The sequence below is a fragment of the Streptomyces sp. CA-142005 genome (genome assembly GCF_050942335.1).
Lineage (GTDB): Bacteria > Actinomycetota > Actinomycetes > Streptomycetales > Streptomycetaceae > Streptomyces.
Genome location: NZ_CP192078.1, coordinates 7466014 through 7485987, shown reverse-complemented (window position 1 = coordinate 7485987; position 19974 = coordinate 7466014). Strand labels below are relative to the sequence as shown.

Genomic DNA, 19974 nt, shown 5'->3' with positions numbered 1-19974 from the left:
GACGCTTGGCCGGATGGCCGACGCGTCTCGACGCCCTTTGCCAAGACAAGAGCATCTCTAGGTACTCACGTGACTCTCGATGTACGCGAGCTTTACTCACCCCAATGGTGGAACCGCTTCACCGCAGAAACGTCACGACGGAAGCCGTCCCGCCCAGCGCAACCCGCCGTCGAGGTGGGCCAGGAAGGACGGATCGCGGTAGGCCTCGGCGGCGTGACCGAGTGCCGTGTAGAAGACGCGGCCACCACCCGCGCCTTGCTCGCGACACCAGGCCAGCGGATGGTCCGCGCCCATCCCTCCGCCCTCGTACGACGTCTCGTCGGCGCTCAGCAGCACCCGCACCCGGCCCCGGGGGCTGGCGTCGAAGTCGTACCACTCGTCGGTGAAGTCCCAGACGGCCGGCAGCCGTCGGGTCGCGGGGTGACCGGGATCCTCGACCACGGCCCGGCCCGGCTGGAAGGCGGGGTGCCGTACGAAGCGGGCGCCGAGGAGTTCCCCGTAGTACGGCCAGCCGTACTCGGTGCAGGCCGCCGCGTGCACCCCGGCGAAACCTCCGCCCGAGTCCACGTACCGCGCGAGCCGCTCGCGCCCGGCCGGGGTCAGCACCTCGCCGCTGGTGGAGAGGAAGACGACGGCCGCGTACCCGTCCAGCGGCTTCTCGAGCTCGGCGGGGTCCTCGGTGTGCTCGACGGCGAACCCTCCGAGCGCGCGCACGGCGGCGACGGCGTCCGGGATGGAGTCGTGGCGGTAGTCCGTGGTGCGGGTGTAGAGCAGCAGTCGGGCGGCCATGCGACGACCCTATGCCGCGGCGGCCGGCGTCCGCTTCAACTCCCTTGAACCGCATGCCCGCTGACCGTAGCCTCGCCGGGCATGAGCGCCGTTCCCCCGTTCCTGGACCATCTCGTCCTCGCCACGCCCGATCTGGCGGCGACCGTCGCCGAGTTCGCGCGGCGGACCGGGGTGACGCCCGTGCCCGGTGGGGTGCATCCCGGCCTCGGTACGCGCAACCATCTGGTGGGGCTGGGCGGCCGGAGCTATCTGGAGATCCTCGGCCCCGATCCCGAGCAGCCCGAACCCGCGGCGCCGCGCCCGTTCGGGGTCGACCGGCTGACCAGGCCGCGCACGCTGACCTGGGCGATCAGCCCGCCCGACCTGGACGCGGCGATCACGACGGCCCGCGAGCGGGGCTACGACCCCGGGCCCGTGCACCCGATGAGCCGCCGCACCCCGGACGGCGCCGTACTGCGCTGGCGACTGACCGACAGCGGCCACGCGCACCCCTCCGGCCTGGTCCCGTTCCTGATCGACTGGGGCGGGTCCCGCCATCCCACGGCCTCGGGGCTGCCGGTCACCCCGCTGCTGGAGGTGTCCGCAACCGTGCCGGACCCGGAGGAACTGCGCGGCCCGCTCGCGGCCCTGGACACCGGCCTGACGCTCACCACGGGACCGGCGACGCTGTCCTTCACCGTGGACACACCCAGCGGGCCGGTGACCTTCGGGTGAGCCGGGAACGCGCGCCCGGTGCGGCCCTCGGGGAGGGTGGCCGATTTCTTCAAGACCGGCCGCAGACCGCCCGCCTACGGTGACGGCATGACTCCACGATTCGCCGTGATCGGCGTGGTGACGTCCGACATGGCCGCCACGCTCGCCTTCTACCGTCGCCTCGGACTCGTCTTTCCCGAGGGGGCCGAAGAGCAGCCGCACGTCGAGGCCGAACTGCCCGGCGGGCTGGTCTTCGCGCTGGACACCGAGGAGACCATCCGCTCCTTCCACCCCGGCTGGCAGCCGCCCGAGGACGGTGGCCGTGTCGGGCTCGCCTTCCGGTGCGACTCGCCCGCCGAGGTCGACGCCCTGTACGAGGACCTGGTGAACGCCGGGTACCACGGGGAGCTGAAGCCGTGGGACGCGTTCTGGGGGCAGCGGTACGCCACCGTGCACGACCCCGACGGCAACGGCGTCGACCTGTTCGCCCCGCTAGCCGCCGAGTAGCCGCCCGAGCGGCATGCCCGTCAGCTCCCGGACCTCACGGGCGAGATGGGGCTGGTCCGCGTACCCGGCGCGGACGGCCGTCTCGGCGAACGGCGTCCCGGAGCGGGCCAGCGCCAGCGCCCGTTGCAGACGCAGGATGCGGGCCAGGGTCTTGGGGCCGTAGCCGAACGCGCCCAGGCAGCGACGGTGCAGCGTCCGTGTGCCGATGCCGAGTTCGGCGGCCGTGGCCGACACCGGGCGGCCCTCGTCCAGGCGCTGCACCAGCCGGTGCAGCAGCGGGTCGGGGGCCGTGGTCCGCGCTGCCCGGTCCAGGGCGATGTCCTCCAGTGCCGTCGCCGGGTCGGGCGCCGCCTCGACACGCTCGCGCAGCCGCCGGACCCGGGCGGCGGGCCAGAGGTCGGCCAAGTCCACGCGCAGATCGCGCAGTTCGTGCGCGGGGACGCCCAGCAGGGCGGGCGCGGTGCCGGGGAACAAGCGGACGCCGGCCCAGGAGCGGGGCGGGCCCTCGGGGACGTACGGCCGGGTGTCGGGGCCCGCGACCAGCAGTCGGTCCTCGCTCCACAGCAGGTCCATGCAGCCGTCGGGCAGTACCGGCCCAGCACCGGCCCCCTCGGGGGTGTTCGTCCACACGACCGCGCCGGTCAGCCGGGACGCCCGCTCCGTGTACACGGGTGCCAGCCTACGTCGCCGACAGCGCCCGACGTCTGCTCCCCGATTCCGTACGGCGCCGACTGCCGTGCCTCGGCGGAATCGGCGATGCCGGGGGTGCCGAAGAGCGGGACGCCGTGGCGGGTGCGGAAGCGGCGGGCACCGGCGGCGGTGGCCGCGACAGTCAGGGCCAGCAGGAGCAGCGAGAGGACTCGGGTGAGCAGCGGCACCGCGTCCGTGGGCAGGGTGGCCGCGGCGAGTGTGCCGAGACCGCCGTCGAGCAGTTGCTCGGCGCCCCAGAGCACGGTCAGGACGCGCAAGCCCCGGCGGAACTCGGCGGAGTCCCGCCACATCCCGGCCCGTGCCGAGGCAGCCGGGCCCCTGTGCAGTCGCTGGCCCAACTGGAAGGCGAGCGGCCGCCCGGTGAACCCGGTGCCGAGTATCCAGCCGCCGACCACGAGGGACAGTGCCGCGTCCTTGAACAGCAGGAGGCGGGTGCTGCCACCGATCAGGGTGGCGAGCGCGGCGGCGGCCAGCAGCACCGTGAAGAACAGGTCCACGCCGTCGATCCGGCGCTGCCTCACCGTGCCGGACATCAGCCGAAGGGCGGGTGGCGCGCCACTGAGCAGCAGCGCCGGGGCCTGGCCGGCGCCGAGGGCGCGTGCCGCGTAGAAGATGAGGAGCGGCAGGAGGATGTCCACGGCGATGGTGAGCAGCGGGCCGTGGGGCGCGCCGCCCGCCTTCGCCGCCGTGCGCCGCCGTTCCCGGACCGCCCTGTCCGCCACGTCTGTCATGCCTGCCGTCCGTGTCATACCTGCCGTCCCGGCTGCGTCCGCCATGTCCTCCGCCTCCTTGTCCGGCGCTGTGCCTCCGCCCGGTCGCCTTGCGGCGCCTGGCCTGCCTGCCCCGCTGAGGGAAAACGCTAGATGCGAGGCGGTGCCGGGCGGATCGGCGCACGGGTGGAGGGCCGGGTGGAAAGCAGGTGGACAGCGGCTTCACTCACCGGGTGGAGAGGGGAGAGGGCGAAGGCGCTGCCGTAGCCGAACGGGTGGGCGATGGTGTCGAGGGCCCGCCGCTTCGCCGACGAGTACCAGGCGGGGGCCGCCGTCTCCGGGCGGGAGAACCAGGCTCGCAGGGCGCTGATGAGCAGCAGGTCCAGCAGGCGGTCCAGGACGACGTCCTGGCCGGGTTCGTCGCGGACGATCTCCTCGGCCGGCAGGGGCGTGAGCGGGCAGGCCCACACGTCGGCGGGGAGGGTCGGCAGGGGCGGCAGGGCGTCGAGCAGTCGTCCGCTGATCTCGCCGCGCATCAGGCAGGTGCCGATCAGCATGATCGTGCCGGCGTCGGGGCGGTCGCCCCGGGTGCGCACGCCGGGTCCATGGAGCCGTTCAGCGAGGTGCCGTCGGGGTAGCGGCACTCGTCGCCGCAGGTGTACGGGTCCGGGCCGCGCGTGATCGCGAAGTCCCCGGGGCCGAGCCGCACCGGCACGCCGTCGCAGTCCGGGGTGATCCAGGCCGAGCCGCGCGCCATGAGCATCACGGTCAGCGGCGCCTCGTCCGCCACTCGCTCGACGGGCGGAACGAGCACGTCTCGGACGGTGTACGGCGGGTGCTGGGCCGGGCGCCGCGCGACGTCGTGGACTTCGCCCGGGAGGCGGCGGCAGCCGGGGCGTGGAAGGCCTGACGCCGGCGGGCGGTGCGCTGTGCGGCCGGTACGGGTGAGGTCCGGCCGGTGCGCCCCACGGGCCCCCGGCCACCTCTACTGCCGTGCCGGCCCCTCGTCCGCGTCCCCGTTCCCGTTGGCCCCGTTCACCCCGCCGACGCCGTCGCCCCCGTCGGCCTCGTGCGAAGGCCGGCTGTTCGCCTTGTGCGCGTGGTGGGGGTGCTTGGTGTGGGTGCGCAGGCGGGCCGTGACGTCCTCCGGGGGCAGGAAGCGGGACCAGCGCTCGGGGAACTCGGAGGGCATGTCGGGGTCGTCGGGGTCGGAATCGCGGGCCGCCGCGGCCCGGGCGACGTACTCGGCGACCTGAGCCTCGCGGATCCGCTCGTTCGCGGCGCGGGCGGCGGCCGTGGCGGCGGCCGGCCAGACCCGGTCGATGGCGGCGTTCACGGCCGCGCCGACGAGCACGGCGAAGGCCGACACACCGATCCACAGGAGCACGGCGACGGAGGCGGCGAGGGAGCCGTAGATGGTGGCGCCCTCGATGGTGTGCACGAGGTAGATCCGCAGCAGGAAACTGCCGAGGACCCACATGGCCAGGGCGACGAGGGCGCCGGGGACGTCCTCGATCCACGGGGAGCGGACCGGCACGGACACGTGGTACAGGGTCGTCAGGAAGGCGATGGACAGCACGATGACGACCGGCCAGTACAGGACCTGCACCACCGTCTCCGACCAGGGCACCACCCGCACCACCGCGTCGGGGCCCGCCACCATCAGCGGCAGGGCCACCGACCCGATCAGCAGCGCCACGATGAACAGCAGGAACGACATCACCCGGGTCTTGACGATGCCCCGGACGCCGTCGAGGCCGTACATGACGGTGATGGTGTCGATGAAGACGTTCACCGCGCGGGAGCCGGACCACAGGGCGAAGAGGAAACCGATGGAGATGATGTCGGGGCGGCCCTTCATCACGTCGTGCAGGATCGGTTCGGTGATCTCCTTCACACCCTTGTCGGACAGGACCGTCCGCGAGGCCTCGAGGATGTTGGTCTCGAGGCTGCTGATGGTGTGGGCGCCGGTCCAGGTGTCGACGTAGGCGAGCAGCCCGATGAGGCAGAGCAGCAGCGGCGGCACCGACAGCAGCGTGAAGAACGCCGCCTCGGCCGCCAGGCCCAGGATGCGGTACTCCATGCAGGAGTTGACGGTGTCCTTGAGCAGCAGCCAGGCCGTCCTGCGCTTGGAGACGTTCCGGTAGAGGGCTCTGGCCCGGTGGAGGCGACCGGCGGGCCGCTCGGGGGGTTCACTTGCTGGCTGCACGACCCAAAGGTATCCGCAGCACCGGACCGCCCTCACCTTCCGGGCCGGGTGAGCGGATCCGGCGCGCCCGGCGGGGCCGCTGTGCCACTCTGGAGGCCACCACCATCGCTGTCCCGGTAGGTTCGCAATCATGGCAGGCACCTCCACCCACACCGTGACGAACCAGCCGCCTCCCCTGGTCGGCTACGACGTCTTCACCGCCGACCGGGCCCTCGTGGCGGCCGTCGAGCGGCACACCGGTCCGGACGTGCTCGACGAGGTCCGGTCGGAGCTGTCCGCGCTGGGCCGCGCCGCGGGTTCGGCGCAGCTGCAGGAGTGGGGGATGCAGGCGAACGAGCACCCGCCCCGGCTGCGCACCCACGACCGCTACGGCCACCGGATCGACGAGGTCGACTTCCACCCGGCCTGGCACCGGCTGCTCGGCAAGGGGGTGTCGGCGGGCCTGACCGGCGCCTGGACCCGGCCGTCCGGGCACGTCCGCCGGGCCGCCGGCTTCCTGGTCTGGACGCAGGTCGAGGCGGGCAACTGCTGCCCGCTGTCGATGACGCACGCGGCGGTGCCGGCGCTGCGGACCGACCCCGTGCTCGCCGCCGAGTGGGAGCCGCGGCTGACGTCCACGGTCTACGACCGCGAGCTGCGGCCCGCCGTGGACAAGGCCGGCGTGCTGTTCGGCATGGGCATGACGGAGAAGCAGGGCGGCAGCGACGTCCGCGCGAACACCACCGAGGCCCGGCCGCTCGCGGAGGCGGGCGCGTACGAACTGACCGGGCACAAGTGGTTCTGCTCGGCTCCCATGTCGGACGCCTTCCTGGTGCTGGCGCAGGCCCCGGAAGGCCTCACCTGTTTCCTGGTGCCGCGCGTCCTGCCGGACGGCGCCCGCAACGTCTTCCTCATCCAGCGGCTGAAGGACAAGCTGGGCAACCGGTCCAACGCCTCGGCCGAGGTGGAGTTCGCCGGCACCTGGGCGCGCCGGGTCGGCGAGGAGGGGCGGGGGGTGCGGACGATCATCGAGATGGTCGCGGCGACCCGGCTGGACTGCGCGCTCGGCTCGGCGGGACTGATGCGGCAGGCGGTGGCGCAGGCGGTCCACCACTGCGCCCACCGCGAGGCGTTCGGCGGGAAGCTGATCGACAAGCCGCTGATGCGGAACGTCCTCGCCGACCTCGCGCTGGAGTCGGAGGCGGCGACCGCGCTCACGCTCAGACTGGCTGCCGCCTACGACGACGGCGGCGACCAGGAGCGCGCCCTTCTGCGGCTGGCGGTACCGGCCGCCAAGTACTGGATCAGCAAGCGCTGTGCGCCCGTTGCGGTCGAGGCCGCGGAGTGCCTGGGCGGCAACGGTTACGTCGAGGAGTCGGGCCTGCCCCGGCTGGTACGGGAGTCACCGCTGAACTCGATCTGGGAGGGCGCCGGAAACGTTCAGGCGCTGGACGTGCTCCGGGCGCTGCGACGGGAGCCGGGCGCGCTCGACGCCTGCCTGACCGAGATCGGCCGCTCACACGGCGCCGACCACCGTCTCGACCGAGCCGTGAAGGACCTCTTCACCGAACTCGCCGACCTGGAGGCCGTCGAGGGCCGGGCCCGGCGGGTCGTGGAACGCCTCGCACTGGTGCTCCAGGGTTCGCTCCTGGTGCGGCACGCACCCCCGGAGGTGGCGGACGCCTTCTGCGCCTCCCGTCTGGGCGGGGACCACGGAGCGTCGTTCGGCACCCTGCCGACGGGCCTGGACTGGGCGTCGATCGTCGAACGGGCCCGCCCGGCGCTCTGAAACACGCGGCCTCATCCGTCAACGCACAGCCGTCACGCACCTTCTCCCGCGAACCCGGCCGAACCCCCGGTGGGGGTGGTGCTGCGCCGACACGGCACCACCCCCACCCCATGGGCCCGTTGAAGCCCGCGGACGCGAGATACCGCGCCGGGGTCAAGTCTCGGCCACCCTCCGACGGTCCACCAGGGTTGCAGGGGGTTGCAACTTGTGGGGGCACGTGCGCGGAGTGTGTGCCTCCGGCCTGCCCGGAGCGGCAGTATGAGAGGTACAGCCGGACCGGAAACCGCCGCCAGGACGGCTTGACAACCATGTTCGAGCCCTAATCCGGGAGGCCCCCGTGGTGAACCCGCCGATGAACGTGGCGCGCTTGGCCGCCGTGGACGCGGCACAGGCGGCGCGACTGCTGAGCGAGGTACGTGACGCCACCCTGGCCGGTCAGCGGGCGAGAGTCGCGCCCCGGCCGGTGATCGAGCAGTCCTGGGGACGGATGCTGCGCAGCGGTGTCGATCCCGACCACGACTTCAGATCCGGGCTGCTGCCCTCCGACGAAGTGCTGCGCCGGCGCGAGGAGTCACCGCTCAGGCATGTGCTGCCGGTGCTGCGGCAGGGACTGCTTTCGGTCGCCGACGTGGCCCAGCACATCATGGTCGTCGCGGACGCCGACGGGCGGGTGCTGTGGCGGGAGGGGGCCTCGCCGGTGCTGCGCAAGGCGGACGGCCTGGGCTTCGAACTCGGCGCGGACTGGCGGGAAGACGTCGTCGGCACCAACGGGGTGGGCACACCGGCGGTCGTGCGACGGCCCGTACAGGTCTTCGCAGCCGAGCACTTCGTCCGCTCGCACGCCTCCTGGACCTGTACCGGCGCACCGATCACCGATCCCAGGGACGGCCGGCTGATCGGTGTGGTGGACGTCAGCGGCCCGCTGGAGACCATGCATCCGGCGACCCTCGCCTGGGTGGACTCGGTGGCCAAGCTGGCCGAGGCCCGGCTGCGGGAGCTGCACCGGGACTCATTGGAGGGGCTGCGGTCGGTGGCGGCACCGGTGCTGGCCCGGCTGGACGGGCGGGCGCTGGTGGTGGACCGGGACGGCTGGTCGGCGGCGGTGTCCGGGATGCCGTACGTCCGGCGCGTCGCACTGCCCAAGTCGCTCGCGCCGGGGTGCCGGTGGCTGCCGGCGCTGGGTCTGTGCGCGGTGGAGCCGCTGGCCGGGGGCTGGCTGCTGCGGGCGGCCGAGGAACCGGTCGGCACGGCTCCGCGGATCGCGCTGGACCTGGCCAGGCCGGGACGCAGTACGCTCACGGTGTCCGGTGCGGCGGGGTCCTGGTCGCGTGAACTCAGTCCGCGGCATGCCGAGTTGCTGTATCTGCTCGCCGTGCACCGGGCCGGCCGCGGGGCGGCGGCCCTGGCCGAGGATCTGTTCGGGGATGCCTCACGCACGGTGACGGTGCGGGCGGAGATGTCCCGGATCCGGAGGTACTGCGGGGAACTTCTGCAGCATCGGCCGTATCGTTTCCGCGAGGACGCGGAGTTCGAGGTGCTCCTCCCCGACGACCCCCGTGACCTGCTGCCTTACTCGACGGCGCCGGCGATCACGCGGAGGCGGGCGGCCGGGCCGTCCGGCGGGCCCGCGGACCGGTGAGTGTGTCTTCCGCATATTTGCGGGGTCTTCGCCCTGCGCGGGCCGTTGCTGCCGTAGCATCCCTTGAGGGCCTCCCCAGCCGCTTCTCGCGTCAACGTACGGATCATGAGACGCAGTTGGCCCGTCACCGGGCGGCGCACCCCGGCGGCGAAGGGGCCCTGGAGAAGGGGACGAGATGAAGCATCGCGGCAGACACCGCCGGCGCAGGCGGGGCGCTGCACTGCGCGCGGTCCTGACCGGGGCCGCGCTGGCGCTCACCGCGGCCGCCACCCTGATCAGCGCGTCCCAGGCGGACGTCACCGACAGCCCCGGCGCGCTCAAGCCACTCTCCTCCCCCACGGACACCGGCCGGCTGCGGCTCCAGGAGCGGCTGTTCCCCGCCCGCACGCTGGACCGGCTCTCCGCCGCGATGGGCCGGCCCGTCGGCGTGGACGCCGTGCTGGCGAGCGCCGACCGCGGAATGCGCGCCTCCGCCGGCTGTTCCTCCGCCGACCGCGCCTCCCTGCCCGTCACCCCGACCGCCACGCGCGCCTACTGCTGGGACGCGGCCGACTCCGCCTCCACCGCCTGGCGCCCGGCGTCGGTGACCACCTCCGGGGACGCCGACGACGACGGCGTCTGGGGCACCCACCGGGTGGTGCTCGCCGGCTGGACCCACAGCACCTCCACCGGGCGGGCCGCCGAGCGGGGGCTGGCCAGGGTCGCGTTCGTGAACGCCGACGTCCCCGCCCGCCTCTCCTACCGCTGGGTGCTGCTGGTGGTGCCGGTCGACGGCGGCCGTGACTACCGGGGGCTGGCCTCCGGGATCTCCGGGATGGTCTGGTACCAGGACAAGCTGCTGGTCACCGCCAGGACCGGCAGCGCCGACGCGCTGTACGTCTACGACCTCGACCGGATCCAGCGCGTCGACGTCGACGGGCCCGCGATCGGCCGGGTGCCCGGCGGCTGGTCGGCCGACGGCTACCGCTATGTGATGCCCGCGATCGGCTCGTACCGCTTCGCCGGGGGCCGCTGCGGCCGCTCGGGGCCGCCCTGTCCCGGCGCGCTCGCCCTGGACCGGGGCACCATGCCGGACAGTCTGGTCGCCGCGGAGTGGACCGAGCCGGACGGCGCGCGGAACGCCCGGCTGTGGCGGTACGCGTTCAGCACGTCCCCGGAACGCGGGGGGCTGCTCGCCACGGACGCCGCGGGACGGGTGGCGCCGTCGGAGGAGTACCGGACCCGCGCGGCCGGGATCCGGGGCGTGCTGTCGTACCAGCCGCCGGGCGCGGAGGACACGTCCTGGTATGTGGGACGCCTGCCCGGCTCACGGGACGGGCACGGCGGGCTGTGGCGGCAGGACGTCGGCGGGGCGAAGGGGGCACACTGCGGCGCGGACGGCTCCCACCGCTGCTGGGCCGAGGCGGCTGGCTCCCTGTCCTACTGGCAGGCGACGGGCGAGGTGTGGTCGCTGTCGGACCGGATGCTGTTCTCCCTGCCTTTGGCGGAGCTGGACACGTCCCTGGGGTGACCCCCGCCGTCTGCGGCGTGACCCGGTCGATCGACAGACCGGGCGGCGGGATGATTCCCTGGCCCGCATGAGCAGCGTCCCTGTCACCACCTGGTCCCTCGAGCAGACCTCGCCGGCCGACCTCCTGCCCGCCGCCGCGCCGGAGGGCGAGGTACGGGTCGTCCGCGCCGAGGTCCCCTCCCCCGAGTTCAGCCGCTTCCTGTACGCCTCGGTCGGCGGCGACATCCGCTGGACCGACCGGCTGGGCTGGACGTACGCCCGGTGGCAGGAGCATCTGGAGCGGCCCGGGGTGGAGACCTGGGTGGCCTACGACCGGGGCACCCCGGCCGGCTATGTCGAGTTGGACCCGCAGGGCGAGGGCGTGGTCGAGATCGCCTACTTCGGGCTGATCCCCGCCTTCCGCGGCCGGCGCATCGGCGGCCATCTGCTGTCGTACGGCACGGCGCGCGCCTGGGACCTGGCCGAGCGGTGGCCCGAGCGGGCGCCGACGAAGCGGGTGTGGCTGCACACGTGCAGCAAGGACGGCGAGTTCGCCATGGCCAACTACCAGCGGCGCGGCTTCCAACTGTTCGACACCAAGGTCGAGCTGGAGCCGGATGCGCCGACGCCGGGGCCCTGGCCCGGCGCACACCCGGCCTGATACCCCGCCTGACCTGCCGGGACAAGCCTTCCCGCAGGTCATGTGAGCGACGACACCCTTGTCCCACATTCCGGGACAAGGGTGTCCGCATGATGGATAAAGCTGGACTGTGTCCAGATCGCCGTGACACGCTTCCGTCATGTCTGGAACTGGAATTGCCTTGGTGAGTCGGCGGCACGTCGACCTCGGCCGCATGTCCAGCGCCATCTGTCCGGCGAGCTGACCGCCCCAGCACCGTCGCGAACCCCCTCCTGATTTTTCCTTGCGCAAGGACGCGCACGCCTGCCCGCGTGCGCGCGTCCGCGCAGGTCAGAGTCGATTCCCACCGGTCCCGAAGGACGTAGAACCATGGCCGCCACTCCGCCGAACCCCGCCGCCTCCGCGCCCCGCCGCAAGGTGAGCCGTCACCGTGGTGAGGGTCAGTGGGCGGTGGGCCACTTCACCCCGCTCAACGGCAACGAGCAGGTCAAGAAGGACGACGACGGTCTCAATGTGCGGACACGCATTGAGACGATCTACTCCAAGCGCGGTTTCGACTCGATCGACCCCAGCGACCTGCGCGGCCGGATGCGCTGGTGGGGGCTGTACACCCAGCGCAAGCCCGGGATCGACGGCGGCAAGACGGCGGTGCTGGAGCCGGAGGAGCTGGACGACCGCTACTTCATGATGCGGGTGCGCATCGACGGCGGCGCGCTCACCACCCGGCAGCTGCGCGTCATCGGTGAGATCTCCCAGGAGTTCGCGCGCGGCACCGCGGACATCACCGACCGTCAGAACGTGCAGTACCACTGGATCCGGATCGAGGACGTGCCCGAGATCTGGGACCGGCTGGAGGGCGTCGGCCTGTCGACCGTCACCGCCTGCGGCGACACCCCGCGTGTGATGATCGGGTCCCCGGTGGCGGGCATCGCCGAGGACGAGATCATCGACGGCACGCCGGCGCTGGAGGAGATGAAGCGCCGCGTCCTGAACAACAAGGCGTACTCGAACCTCCCCCGCAAGTTCAAGACGGCCATCTCCGGTTCGCCGCTGCTGGACGTGGTGCACGAGATCAACGACGTGGCGTTCGTCGGCGTACGGCACCCCGAGCACGGCCCGGGCTTCGACGTGTGGGTGGGCGGCGGCCTGTCCACCAACCCCAAGCTGGGCGTGCGGCTGGGCGCCTGGGTGCCGATCGACGAGGTCCCGGACGTCTACGAGGGCGTCATCTCCATCTTCCGTGACTACGGCTACCGCCGGCTGCGCAACCGCGCCCGGCTGAAGTTCCTCGTCGCCGACTGGGGCGCCGAGAAGTTCCGTCAGGTACTGGAGGACGAGTACCTGGGAGGGCGCAGGCTGATCGACGGGCCCGCCCCCGAGCAGCCCGTGCAGCAGTGGCGGGACCACATCGGTGTGCACCGGCAGAAGGACGGCCGTTACTACGTCGGTTTCGCCCCGCGCGTCGGCCGCGTCGACGGCGCCACCCTCACGAAGATCGCCGACCTCGCGGAGGCGCACGGCTCGGGCCGGGTGCGCACCACCGTCGAGCAGAAGATGATCGTCCTCGACGTCGAGCAGGACAGGGTCGACTCGCTGGTCGAGGGCCTGGAGGCGCTGGACCTCACCGCCCGGCCGTCCTCCTTCCGCCGCGGCACCATGGCCTGCACCGGCATCGAGTTCTGCAAGCTCGCGATCGTCGAGACCAAGCAGCGCGGCTCGTCCCTGATCGACGAACTGGAGCGCCGCCTGCCGGACTTCGACGAGCCGATCACCATCAACCTCAACGGCTGCCCGAACGCCTGCGCCCGCATCCAGGTCGCGGACATCGGTCTCAAGGGCCAGCTGGTCCTGAACGACAAGGGCGAGCAGGTCGAGGGCTACCAGGTGCACCTCGGCGGCGCGCTCGGCCTGGAGCCGGGCTTCGGCCGCAAGGTGCGCGGGCTGAAGGTCACCGCGGAGGAGCTGCCCGACTACGTCGAGCGGGTCCTGAAGCGGTTCCAGGCCGAACGCGAGGACGGCGAGCGGTTCGCAGCCTGGGCCGCCCGCGCCGACGAGGAGGCACTGTCGTGAGCGAACGTGCCGCACCGTTCTACTGCCCCTACTGCGGCGACGAGGACCTGCGTCCGCACGAGCAGGGACACGGCGCCTGGGAATGCGCGGCGTGCAACCGCGCCTTCCAGCTGAAGTTCCTCGGGCTGCTCGCCCGGGGCCTTCAGCGAGCCGACAACGGAGGGGACCCGATATGACGACGGCTCAGCAAGACCGTACGGCCGAGGAGTTGAAGGCGCTCGCCGAGCAGGCGGGCCGGGACCTGGAGGACGCGTCCGCCCTGGAGATCCTCCAGTGGGCGGTCGACACCTTCGGCACGAAGTTCTGCGTCACCTCCTCCATGGAGGACGCCGTGGTCGCCCATCTCGCCTCGCGCGTGCTGAAGGGCGTGGACGTCGTCTTCCTCGACACCGGCTACCACTTCCCGGAGACCATCGGCACCCGCGACGCCGTCGAGGCGGTGATGGACGTCAACGTCATCACCCTCACGCCGAAGCAGACGGTCGCCGAGCAGGACGCGGAGTACGGCCCGAGGCTGCACGACCGCGACCCCGACCTGTGCTGCGCGCTGCGCAAGGTCAAGCCGCTCGAAGAGGGGCTGAAGGGCTACCAGGCGTGGGCGACCGGCCTGCGCCGCGACGAGTCCCCGACCCGGGCGAACACACCGGTCGTCGGCTGGGACGAGAAGCGGCGGAAGGTCAAGATCTCCCCGATCGCCCGCTGGACGCAGGACGACGTGGACGCCTACGTCGCCGAGCACGGCGTGCTCACCAACCCGTTGCTGATGGACGGCTACGCCTCCATCGGATGCGCCCCGTGCACCCGCCGGGTCCTGGAGGGCGAGGACGCGCGGGCCGGCCGCTGGGCGGGCCGCGCCAAGACCGAGTGCGGGCTGCACGGATGACCAACGACTCGACTCAGGAGAACCACGTGACGACCGGAGCCACCGTCTGGCTCACGGGTCTGCCGAGCGCCGGCAAGACCACCATCGCGTACGAGCTGGCCGGCCGGCTGCGCGCCGAGGGCCACCGCGTCGAGGTGCTCGACGGCGACGAGATCCGGGAGTTCATCTCGGCGGGCCTCGGCTTTTCCCGCGAGGACCGGCACACCAACGTGCAGCGCATCGGTTTCGTCGCCGAACTGCTCGCCCGCAACGGCGTCAAGGCGCTGGTGCCGGTGATCGCGCCGTACGCGGACAGCCGGGACGCGGTGCGCAAGCGGCACTCCGAGAACGGGACGTCGTACCTGGAGATCCATGTGGCGACCCCGGTCGAGGTGTGCAGCGTGCGCGATGTGAAGGGGCTGTACGCCAAGCAGGCCGCGGGCGAGCTGACCGGGCTGACGGGTGTCGACGACCCGTACGAGGAGCCCGAGACGCCCGATCTGCGGATCGAGTCGCAGCACCAGACCGTGCAGGAGTCCGCGGCGAGCGTGTACGCCCTGCTGAGCGAGAGGGGACTGGCATGACGACCGTGGCCAAGGTCGAGGACGGCACGGACAGCCCGTACGCCCTGTCGCACCTGGACGCGCTGGAGTCCGAGGCGGTGCACATCTTCCGCGAGGTGGCGGGCGAGTTCGAGAACCCGGTGATCCTCTTCTCCGGCGGCAAGGACTCGATCGTCATGCTGCACCTGGCGCTGAAGGCGTTCGCACCGGCGGCCGTGCCGTTCTCGCTGCTGCACGTGGACACCGGGCACAACTTCCCCGAGGTGCTGGAGTACCGCGACCGCACGGTGGCCCGGCACGGGCTGCGGCTCCACGTGGCCTCCGTCCAGGACTACATCGACCGCGGTGTGCTGAAGGAACGTCCCGACGGCACCCGCAACCCCCTGCAGACGCTTCCGCTGACGGAGAAGATCCAGAGCGAGAAGTTCGACGCGGTGTTCGGCGGCGGGCGCCGGGACGAGGAGAAGGCCCGCGCCAAGGAGCGGGTGTTCTCGCTGCGCGACGAGTTCTCCCAGTGGGACCCGCGCCGCCAGCGCCCCGAGCTGTGGAACCTGTACAACGGCCGGCACGCCCCCGGCGAGCACGTCCGGGTGTTCCCGCTGTCGAACTGGACCGAGCTCGACGTGTGGCAGTACATCGCCCGTGAGGGCATCGAGCTGCCGCAGATCTACTTCGCGCACGAGCGCGAGGTGTTCCAGCGCGGCGGCATGTGGCTGACCCCCGGCGAGTGGGGCGGCCCGAAGGACGGCGAGACCGTCGTCAAGCGCCAGGTCCGCTACCGCACCGTCGGTGACATGTCCTGCACCGGCGCCGTCGACTCCGACGCCACCACGCTGGACGCCGTGATCGCCGAGATCGCCGCCTCCCGGCTCACCGAGCGGGGCGCGACCCGCGCCGACGACAAGCTGTCCGAGGCCGCGATGGAAGACCGCAAGCGCGAGGGGTACTTCTAAGCATGAGCACGACCACGACCGAGGCGCTCTCGGCCACCACGCTGCTGCGGTTCGCCACCGCCGGCTCCGTCGACGACGGCAAGTCCACGCTCGTCGGACGGCTGCTGCACGACTCCAAGTCGGTCCTCGCCGACCAGCTGGAGGCCGTGGAGCGGGTCTCCGCGAGCCGCGGCCAGGACGGCCCGGACCTCGCGCTGCTCACCGACGGCCTGCGCGCCGAGCGGGAGCAGGGCATCACCATCGACGTCGCCTACCGCTACTTCGCCACCCCGCGGCGCCGGTTCATCCTGGCCGACACCCCGGGCCATGTGCAGTACACCCGCAACATGGTCACCGGCGCCTCCACCGCCGAGCTGACCGTGATCCTGGTCGACGCCCGCAACGGCGTGGTCGAGCAGACCCGCCGGCACGCGGCGATCGCGGCCCTGCTGCGGGTCCCGCACGTCGTCCTCGCGGTCAACAAGATGGACCTCGTCGGGTACGAGGAGAGGGTGTTCGCCGCGATCGCCGAGGAGTTCACGGCGTACGCGACCGAGCTGGGCGTGCCCGAGGTCACCGCGATCCCGATCTCGGCGCTCGCCGGTGACAACGTGGTGGACCCGTCCGCCAACATGGACTGGTACGGCGGCCCGACCGTCCTGGAACACCTCGAAACCGTTCCCGTGAGCCACGACCTGGCGCACTGCCACGCCCGGCTGCCCGTGCAGTACGTGATCCGGCCGCAGACGGCCGAGCACCCGGACTACCGGGGCTACGCGGGCCAGATCGCGGCCGGCACCTTCCGGGTCGGCGAGGAGGTCACGGTCCTGCCGTCCGGGCGGACGACGCGGATCGCCGGCATCGACCTGCTGGGCGAGCCGGTGGACGTCGCGTGGACGACGCAGTCGGTGACGGTGCTGCTCCAGGACGACATCGACGTCTCGCGCGGCGACCTGATCGTGCCGACGAAGGACGCGCCGGCCACCACCCAGGACGTGGAGGCGACCGTCTGCCATGTCGCCGACGCCCCGCTGACCGTCGGCCACCGCGTGCTGCTCAAGCACGGCACCCGCACGGTCAAGGCGATCGTGAAGGACATCCCGTCCCGGCTCACGCTCGACGACCTGTCCCTGCACCCGCACCCCGGACTGCTCGTCGCCAACGACATCGGCCGGGTGAAGATCCGTACCGCCGAGCCGCTGCCGGTCGACTCCTACGCCGACTCGCGGCGCACCGGCTCGTTCATCCTGATCGACCCGAGCGACGGCACCACGCTGACCGCGGGCATGGTCGGCGAGTCGTTCGCCTCCCCGGAGCCGGTCAAGGACGAGTCCGACGACGACGGCTGGGACTTCTGAGCATGAGGACGACCGACGTCTACTCGACGTTCGCGAAGGAGGGCGGCCGCATCGGCAGCGGCTCCCTCGGCAGCGGACAGGGCGGGGTGGCGCGATGTGTGCGCTGACGTACGCGCACCGCATGCGCGCCCACACCCCCCACCCGACGTCCCGGAAGCGACGAAGACCCTTTGCCGATCTCCCGGCCACGACCTGAGAGACCGTGACCGCCGGGCCAACGAGAGGAACCCCTCCCGTGCCTGCCATCAGCTCGAAGCTTTTCCGAGGCGGCATAGCCGCGCTCGCCGCACTTCCCCTGCTCACGCTCGCCGCCTGCGGTTACGGCTCCGACTCCAAGAACGACGAGACCACGAAGGTCGCCGCCGGCGCCAAGAAGATCGACGGGCTCGACTCCGTCAAGATCGGCTACTTCGGCAACCTGACCCACGCGACCGCGCTGGTCGGCCGTGAGCGGGGCCTGTTCCAGAAGGAGCTGGGCGCCACCAAGGCGGACTACGCCACCTTCAACGCCGGTCCGTCGGAGATCGAGGCGCTCAACTCCGGCTCCATCGACATCGGCTGGATCGGCCCCTCCCCCGCGATCAACGGCTACACCAAGTCCAACGGCAAGAGCCTGAAGATCATCGGTGGTTCGGCGTCCGGCGGGGTGAAGCTGGTCGTGAACCCGAAGAAGATCTCGTCCCTGAAGGACGTCAAGGGCAAGAAGATCGCCACCCCTCAGCTGGGCAACACACAGGACGTGGCGTTCCTCAACTGGGCGGCCGAGCAGGGCTGGAAGGTCGACGCGCAGAGCGGCAAGGGTGACGTCACGGTCGTCCGCAGCGACAACAAGGTCACCCCGGACGCCTTCAAGGCCGGGTCGGTCGACGGCGCCTGGGTGCCGGAGCCGACCGCGTCCAAGCTGGTCGCCGAGGGCGGCAAGGTGCTGCTGGACGAGTCGACGCTGTGGCCGGACAAGAAGTTCGTGATCACGAACATCATCGTGCGGCAGGCCTTCCTGAAGGAGCACCCGAAGGCGGTCGAGGCGGTGCTGAAGGCCGCGGTCGAGGCCAACAAGTGGATCAACGCCAACCCGGACCAGGCGAAGGCGGCGGCGAACAAGCAGCTGGGCATCGACTCCGGCAAGGAGCTGCCGGCGAACGTCCTGGACCCGGCGTGGAAGTCCATCCAGTTCACCGACGACCCGCTGGCCTCCACCCTGAACACCGAGGCGGCACACGCGGTCAAGGCCGGCCTGCTGGACGCGCCGAACCTCAAGGGGATCTACGACCTGACGATCCTCAACAAGGTCCTCAAGGCCGACGGTGACAGCCCGGTCGACGCCGCCGGTCTCGGCACCAGCTGACGCCCCTTCCCGATGAGTTCCCAGGAGGTGACGACCATGGCCACGACTCTCGCCAAGGCCGCCGAGTCGGTCGAGTACGCCGCACGCCTCGAGCATGTCTCGAAGTCCTTCGCGACACCCGGCGGGCAGCAGCTCGTCCTGGACGACATCAGCCTCGATGTCGCGCCCGGCGAGTTCGTCACCCTCCTGGGGGCCTCGGGCTGCGGCAAGTCCACCCTGCTGAACCTGGTGGCGGGCCTGGACCGGCCCACCGCCGGGTCCATCACCACGGACGGGCGCCCGGCCCTGATGTTCCAGGAGCACGCCCTGTTCCCGTGGCTGACCGCGGGCAAGAACATCGAACTCGCCCTGAAGCTCAGGGGGGTTCCCAAGCCCGAGCGGCGCGGCAAGGCCGAGGAGCTGCTCGAACTCGTCCGGCTGAAGGGCGCGTACGGCAAGCGTGTGCACGAGCTGTCGGGCGGTATGCGGCAGCGGGTGGCGCTGGCCCGCGCGCTGGCGCAGGAGAGCGGCCTGCTGCTGATGGACGAGCCGTTCGCCGCGCTGGACGCCATCACCCGGGACGTGCTGCACGACGAGCTGACCCGCATCTGGTCGGAGACCGGGCTGTCCGTGCTGTTCGTGACGCACAACGTGCGCGAGGCGGTACGGCTCGCACAGCGTGTCGTGCTGCTGTCCTCCCGTCCGGGCCGGGTGGCCCGGGAGTGGGAGGTCGACATTCCGCAGCCGCGCCGCATCGAGGACGCGCCCGTGGCGGAACTGTCCCTGGAGATCACCGAAGTACTACGTGGGGAGATCCGCCGCCATGGCCAGCACTGAGACGACGACCTCGCGCGAGACGGGGAGCGTGGAGGCGGGCCTCGACGCGCTGGAGACCGCGCAGCCGGGCCGTACGCCGTTCCGCAAGACCCTCGTCGACAAGATCGTCCCGCCGGTCACCGCGATCGTCGTGGTCCTGGTGGTCTGGCAGGGCCTGATCACCCTGAAGATCGTCGACGATCCGACCAAGCTGCCCACACCGGGCGCGGTCTGGCACGCCTTCCGCGACGACTGGCTGCAGGGCAAGCTGCTCGGCTACATCTGGACCAGTGTCTCGCGTGGTCTGCTCGGCTTCTGCTTCGCGCTGCTGATCGGCACCCCCCTGGGCCTGCTGGTAGCCCGGGTGAGGTTCGTGCGCGCGGCCATCGGCCCGATCCTGTCCGGTCTGCAGTCGCTGCCGTCGGTGGCGTGGGTGCCGCCCGCGGTGATCTGGCTGGGCCTGAACAACTCGATGATGTACGCGGTGATCCTGCTCGGCGCCGTGCCGTCCATCGCCAACGGTCTGGTGTCCGGCGTGGACCAGGTGCCGCCGCTGTTCCTGCGGGCGGGCCGCACGATGGGCGCCACGGGCCTGAAGGGCACCTGGCACGTCACCCTGCCGGCCGCGCTGCCCGGCTATGTGGCCGGCATGAAGCAGGGCTGGGCCTTCTCCTGGCGCTCCCTGATGGCCGCGGAGATCATCGCCAACTTCCCCGACCTGGGGACGGGCCTCGGCCAGCTGCTGGAGAACGCCCGCACGGCCAGCGACATGGCCATGGTGTTCGAGGCCATCCTGCTGATCCTGTTCGTCGGCATCGCCATCGATCTGCTGATCTTCAGCCCGCTGGAGCGGTGGGTGCTGCGCAGCCGCGGCCTGCTGGTGAAGGGCTGAGG

The 19974-nt window shown here is 71.9% G+C and carries 20 protein-coding genes and 1 pseudogene; 16 read left to right on the top strand and 5 right to left on the bottom strand.

Annotation, left to right across the window (positions count from 1 at the left end; translation table 11 throughout):
• Positions 1 to 132: 132 nt before the first annotated feature.
• Positions 133 to 789: a ThuA domain-containing protein gene (locus ACQPXS_RS34815; protein ID WP_433453386.1), complete on the bottom strand. Its 657-nt coding sequence runs from the start codon at positions 787 to 789 to the stop codon at positions 133 to 135.
• 81 nt (positions 790 to 870) lie between these two features.
• Between ACQPXS_RS34815 and ACQPXS_RS34810 the strand changes: the two genes are divergently transcribed.
• Together ACQPXS_RS34810 and ACQPXS_RS34805 are read left to right on the top strand one after the other, a co-directional pair.
• Positions 871 to 1503 carry a VOC family protein gene (locus tag ACQPXS_RS34810; protein WP_433453385.1) on the top strand — a complete coding sequence of 211 codons (633 nt, stop codon included), beginning with the start codon at positions 871 to 873 and terminating at the stop codon, positions 1501 to 1503.
• An 87-nt stretch (positions 1504 to 1590) separates the two neighbouring features.
• Positions 1591 to 1989, top strand: coding sequence for a VOC family protein (locus ACQPXS_RS34805; RefSeq protein WP_433453383.1), 399 nt, complete (start codon positions 1591 to 1593; stop codon positions 1987 to 1989).
• On the opposite strand, the gene ACQPXS_RS34800 is transcribed toward ACQPXS_RS34805, so the two are convergent.
• The 4 genes and pseudogenes from ACQPXS_RS34800 to ACQPXS_RS34785 all read right to left on the bottom strand — a co-directional run bounded on the left by ACQPXS_RS34800 (position 1975) and on the right by ACQPXS_RS34785 (position 5619).
• Positions 1975 to 2658, bottom strand: a complete 684-nt coding sequence (locus tag ACQPXS_RS34800; protein ID WP_433453382.1) for a helix-turn-helix domain-containing protein — start codon at positions 2656 to 2658, stop codon at positions 1975 to 1977. The two genes, ACQPXS_RS34805 and ACQPXS_RS34800, sit on opposite strands and share 15 nt — an antisense overlap.
• The gene (locus tag ACQPXS_RS34795; RefSeq protein ID WP_433453380.1) at positions 2631 to 3431 is read right to left on the bottom strand and encodes a VC0807 family protein; all 801 of its coding nucleotides are present in this window, start codon (positions 3429 to 3431) and stop codon (positions 2631 to 2633) included. The genes ACQPXS_RS34800 and ACQPXS_RS34795 overlap by 28 nt, the downstream gene beginning before the upstream one ends.
• A gap of 227 nt (positions 3432 to 3658) precedes the next feature.
• Positions 3659 to 4176 (bottom strand): annotated as a pseudogene (locus ACQPXS_RS34790) (cupin domain-containing protein); the annotation flags it as partial.
• Positions 4177 to 4395: 219 nt separating this feature from the next.
• Complete coding sequence (locus tag ACQPXS_RS34785) at positions 4396 to 5619, bottom strand: YihY/virulence factor BrkB family protein (protein WP_433453378.1); 1224 nt, start codon at positions 5617 to 5619, stop codon at positions 4396 to 4398.
• 130 nt (positions 5620 to 5749) lie between these two features.
• Between ACQPXS_RS34785 and ACQPXS_RS34780 the strand changes: the two genes are divergently transcribed.
• From ACQPXS_RS34780 to ACQPXS_RS34715, 14 genes are all read left to right on the top strand, one after another.
• A complete protein-coding gene (locus tag ACQPXS_RS34780; protein ID WP_433453377.1) occupies positions 5750 to 7387 on the top strand; it encodes an acyl-CoA dehydrogenase family protein in 1638 nt (545 codons plus the stop codon).
• A 352-nt stretch (positions 7388 to 7739) separates the two neighbouring features.
• Entirely contained in the window at positions 7740 to 9026 is a 1287-nt protein-coding gene (locus ACQPXS_RS34775; RefSeq protein ID WP_433456073.1) for a GAF domain-containing protein, read from the top strand.
• Positions 9027 to 9201: 175 nt separating this feature from the next.
• Positions 9202 to 10536, top strand: coding sequence for a hypothetical protein (locus ACQPXS_RS34770; protein WP_433453375.1), 1335 nt, complete (start codon positions 9202 to 9204; stop codon positions 10534 to 10536).
• A gap of 67 nt (positions 10537 to 10603) precedes the next feature.
• The gene (locus ACQPXS_RS34765; protein WP_433453373.1) at positions 10604 to 11176 is read left to right on the top strand and encodes a GNAT family N-acetyltransferase; all 573 of its coding nucleotides are present in this window, start codon (positions 10604 to 10606) and stop codon (positions 11174 to 11176) included.
• A 139-nt stretch (positions 11177 to 11315) separates the two neighbouring features.
• The gene (locus ACQPXS_RS34760) at positions 11316 to 11399 is read left to right on the top strand and encodes a putative leader peptide (protein ID WP_309486338.1); all 84 of its coding nucleotides are present in this window, start codon (positions 11316 to 11318) and stop codon (positions 11397 to 11399) included.
• 125 nt (positions 11400 to 11524) lie between these two features.
• On the top strand, positions 11525 to 13225 hold the full coding sequence (locus ACQPXS_RS34755; RefSeq protein ID WP_390680974.1) for a nitrite/sulfite reductase: 1701 nt from the start codon (positions 11525 to 11527) through the stop codon (positions 13223 to 13225).
• Positions 13222 to 13401, top strand: coding sequence for a hypothetical protein (locus tag ACQPXS_RS34750; protein WP_356308917.1), 180 nt, complete (start codon positions 13222 to 13224; stop codon positions 13399 to 13401). The genes ACQPXS_RS34755 and ACQPXS_RS34750 overlap by 4 nt, the downstream gene beginning before the upstream one ends.
• Positions 13398 to 14108: a phosphoadenylyl-sulfate reductase gene (locus ACQPXS_RS34745; protein WP_356308920.1), complete on the top strand. Its 711-nt coding sequence runs from the start codon at positions 13398 to 13400 to the stop codon at positions 14106 to 14108. The genes ACQPXS_RS34750 and ACQPXS_RS34745 overlap by 4 nt, the downstream gene beginning before the upstream one ends.
• Before the next feature lie 26 nt (positions 14109 to 14134).
• Positions 14135 to 14671: an adenylyl-sulfate kinase gene (cysC, locus tag ACQPXS_RS34740; protein ID WP_351806550.1), complete on the top strand. Its 537-nt coding sequence runs from the start codon at positions 14135 to 14137 to the stop codon at positions 14669 to 14671.
• Entirely contained in the window at positions 14668 to 15603 is a 936-nt protein-coding gene (gene cysD, locus ACQPXS_RS34735; RefSeq protein WP_351806552.1) for a sulfate adenylyltransferase subunit CysD, read from the top strand. Before cysC ends, cysD begins: the two co-directional genes overlap by 4 nt.
• A gap of 2 nt (positions 15604 to 15605) precedes the next feature.
• Positions 15606 to 16940 (top strand): sulfate adenylyltransferase subunit 1, encoded by a 1335-nt coding sequence (locus ACQPXS_RS34730; protein ID WP_365329110.1) that lies wholly within the window; start codon positions 15606 to 15608, stop codon positions 16938 to 16940.
• Between the two features lie 235 nt (positions 16941 to 17175).
• Positions 17176 to 18285, top strand: a complete 1110-nt coding sequence (locus tag ACQPXS_RS34725; RefSeq protein WP_433453369.1) for an aliphatic sulfonate ABC transporter substrate-binding protein — start codon at positions 17176 to 17178, stop codon at positions 18283 to 18285.
• A 12-nt stretch (positions 18286 to 18297) separates the two neighbouring features.
• On the top strand, positions 18298 to 19101 hold the full coding sequence (locus ACQPXS_RS34720; protein WP_433453367.1) for an ABC transporter ATP-binding protein: 804 nt from the start codon (positions 18298 to 18300) through the stop codon (positions 19099 to 19101).
• Positions 19088 to 19972, top strand: coding sequence for an ABC transporter permease (locus tag ACQPXS_RS34715; RefSeq protein WP_356308932.1), 885 nt, complete (start codon positions 19088 to 19090; stop codon positions 19970 to 19972). The genes ACQPXS_RS34720 and ACQPXS_RS34715 overlap by 14 nt, the downstream gene beginning before the upstream one ends.
• Positions 19973 to 19974 lie beyond the last annotated feature (2 nt).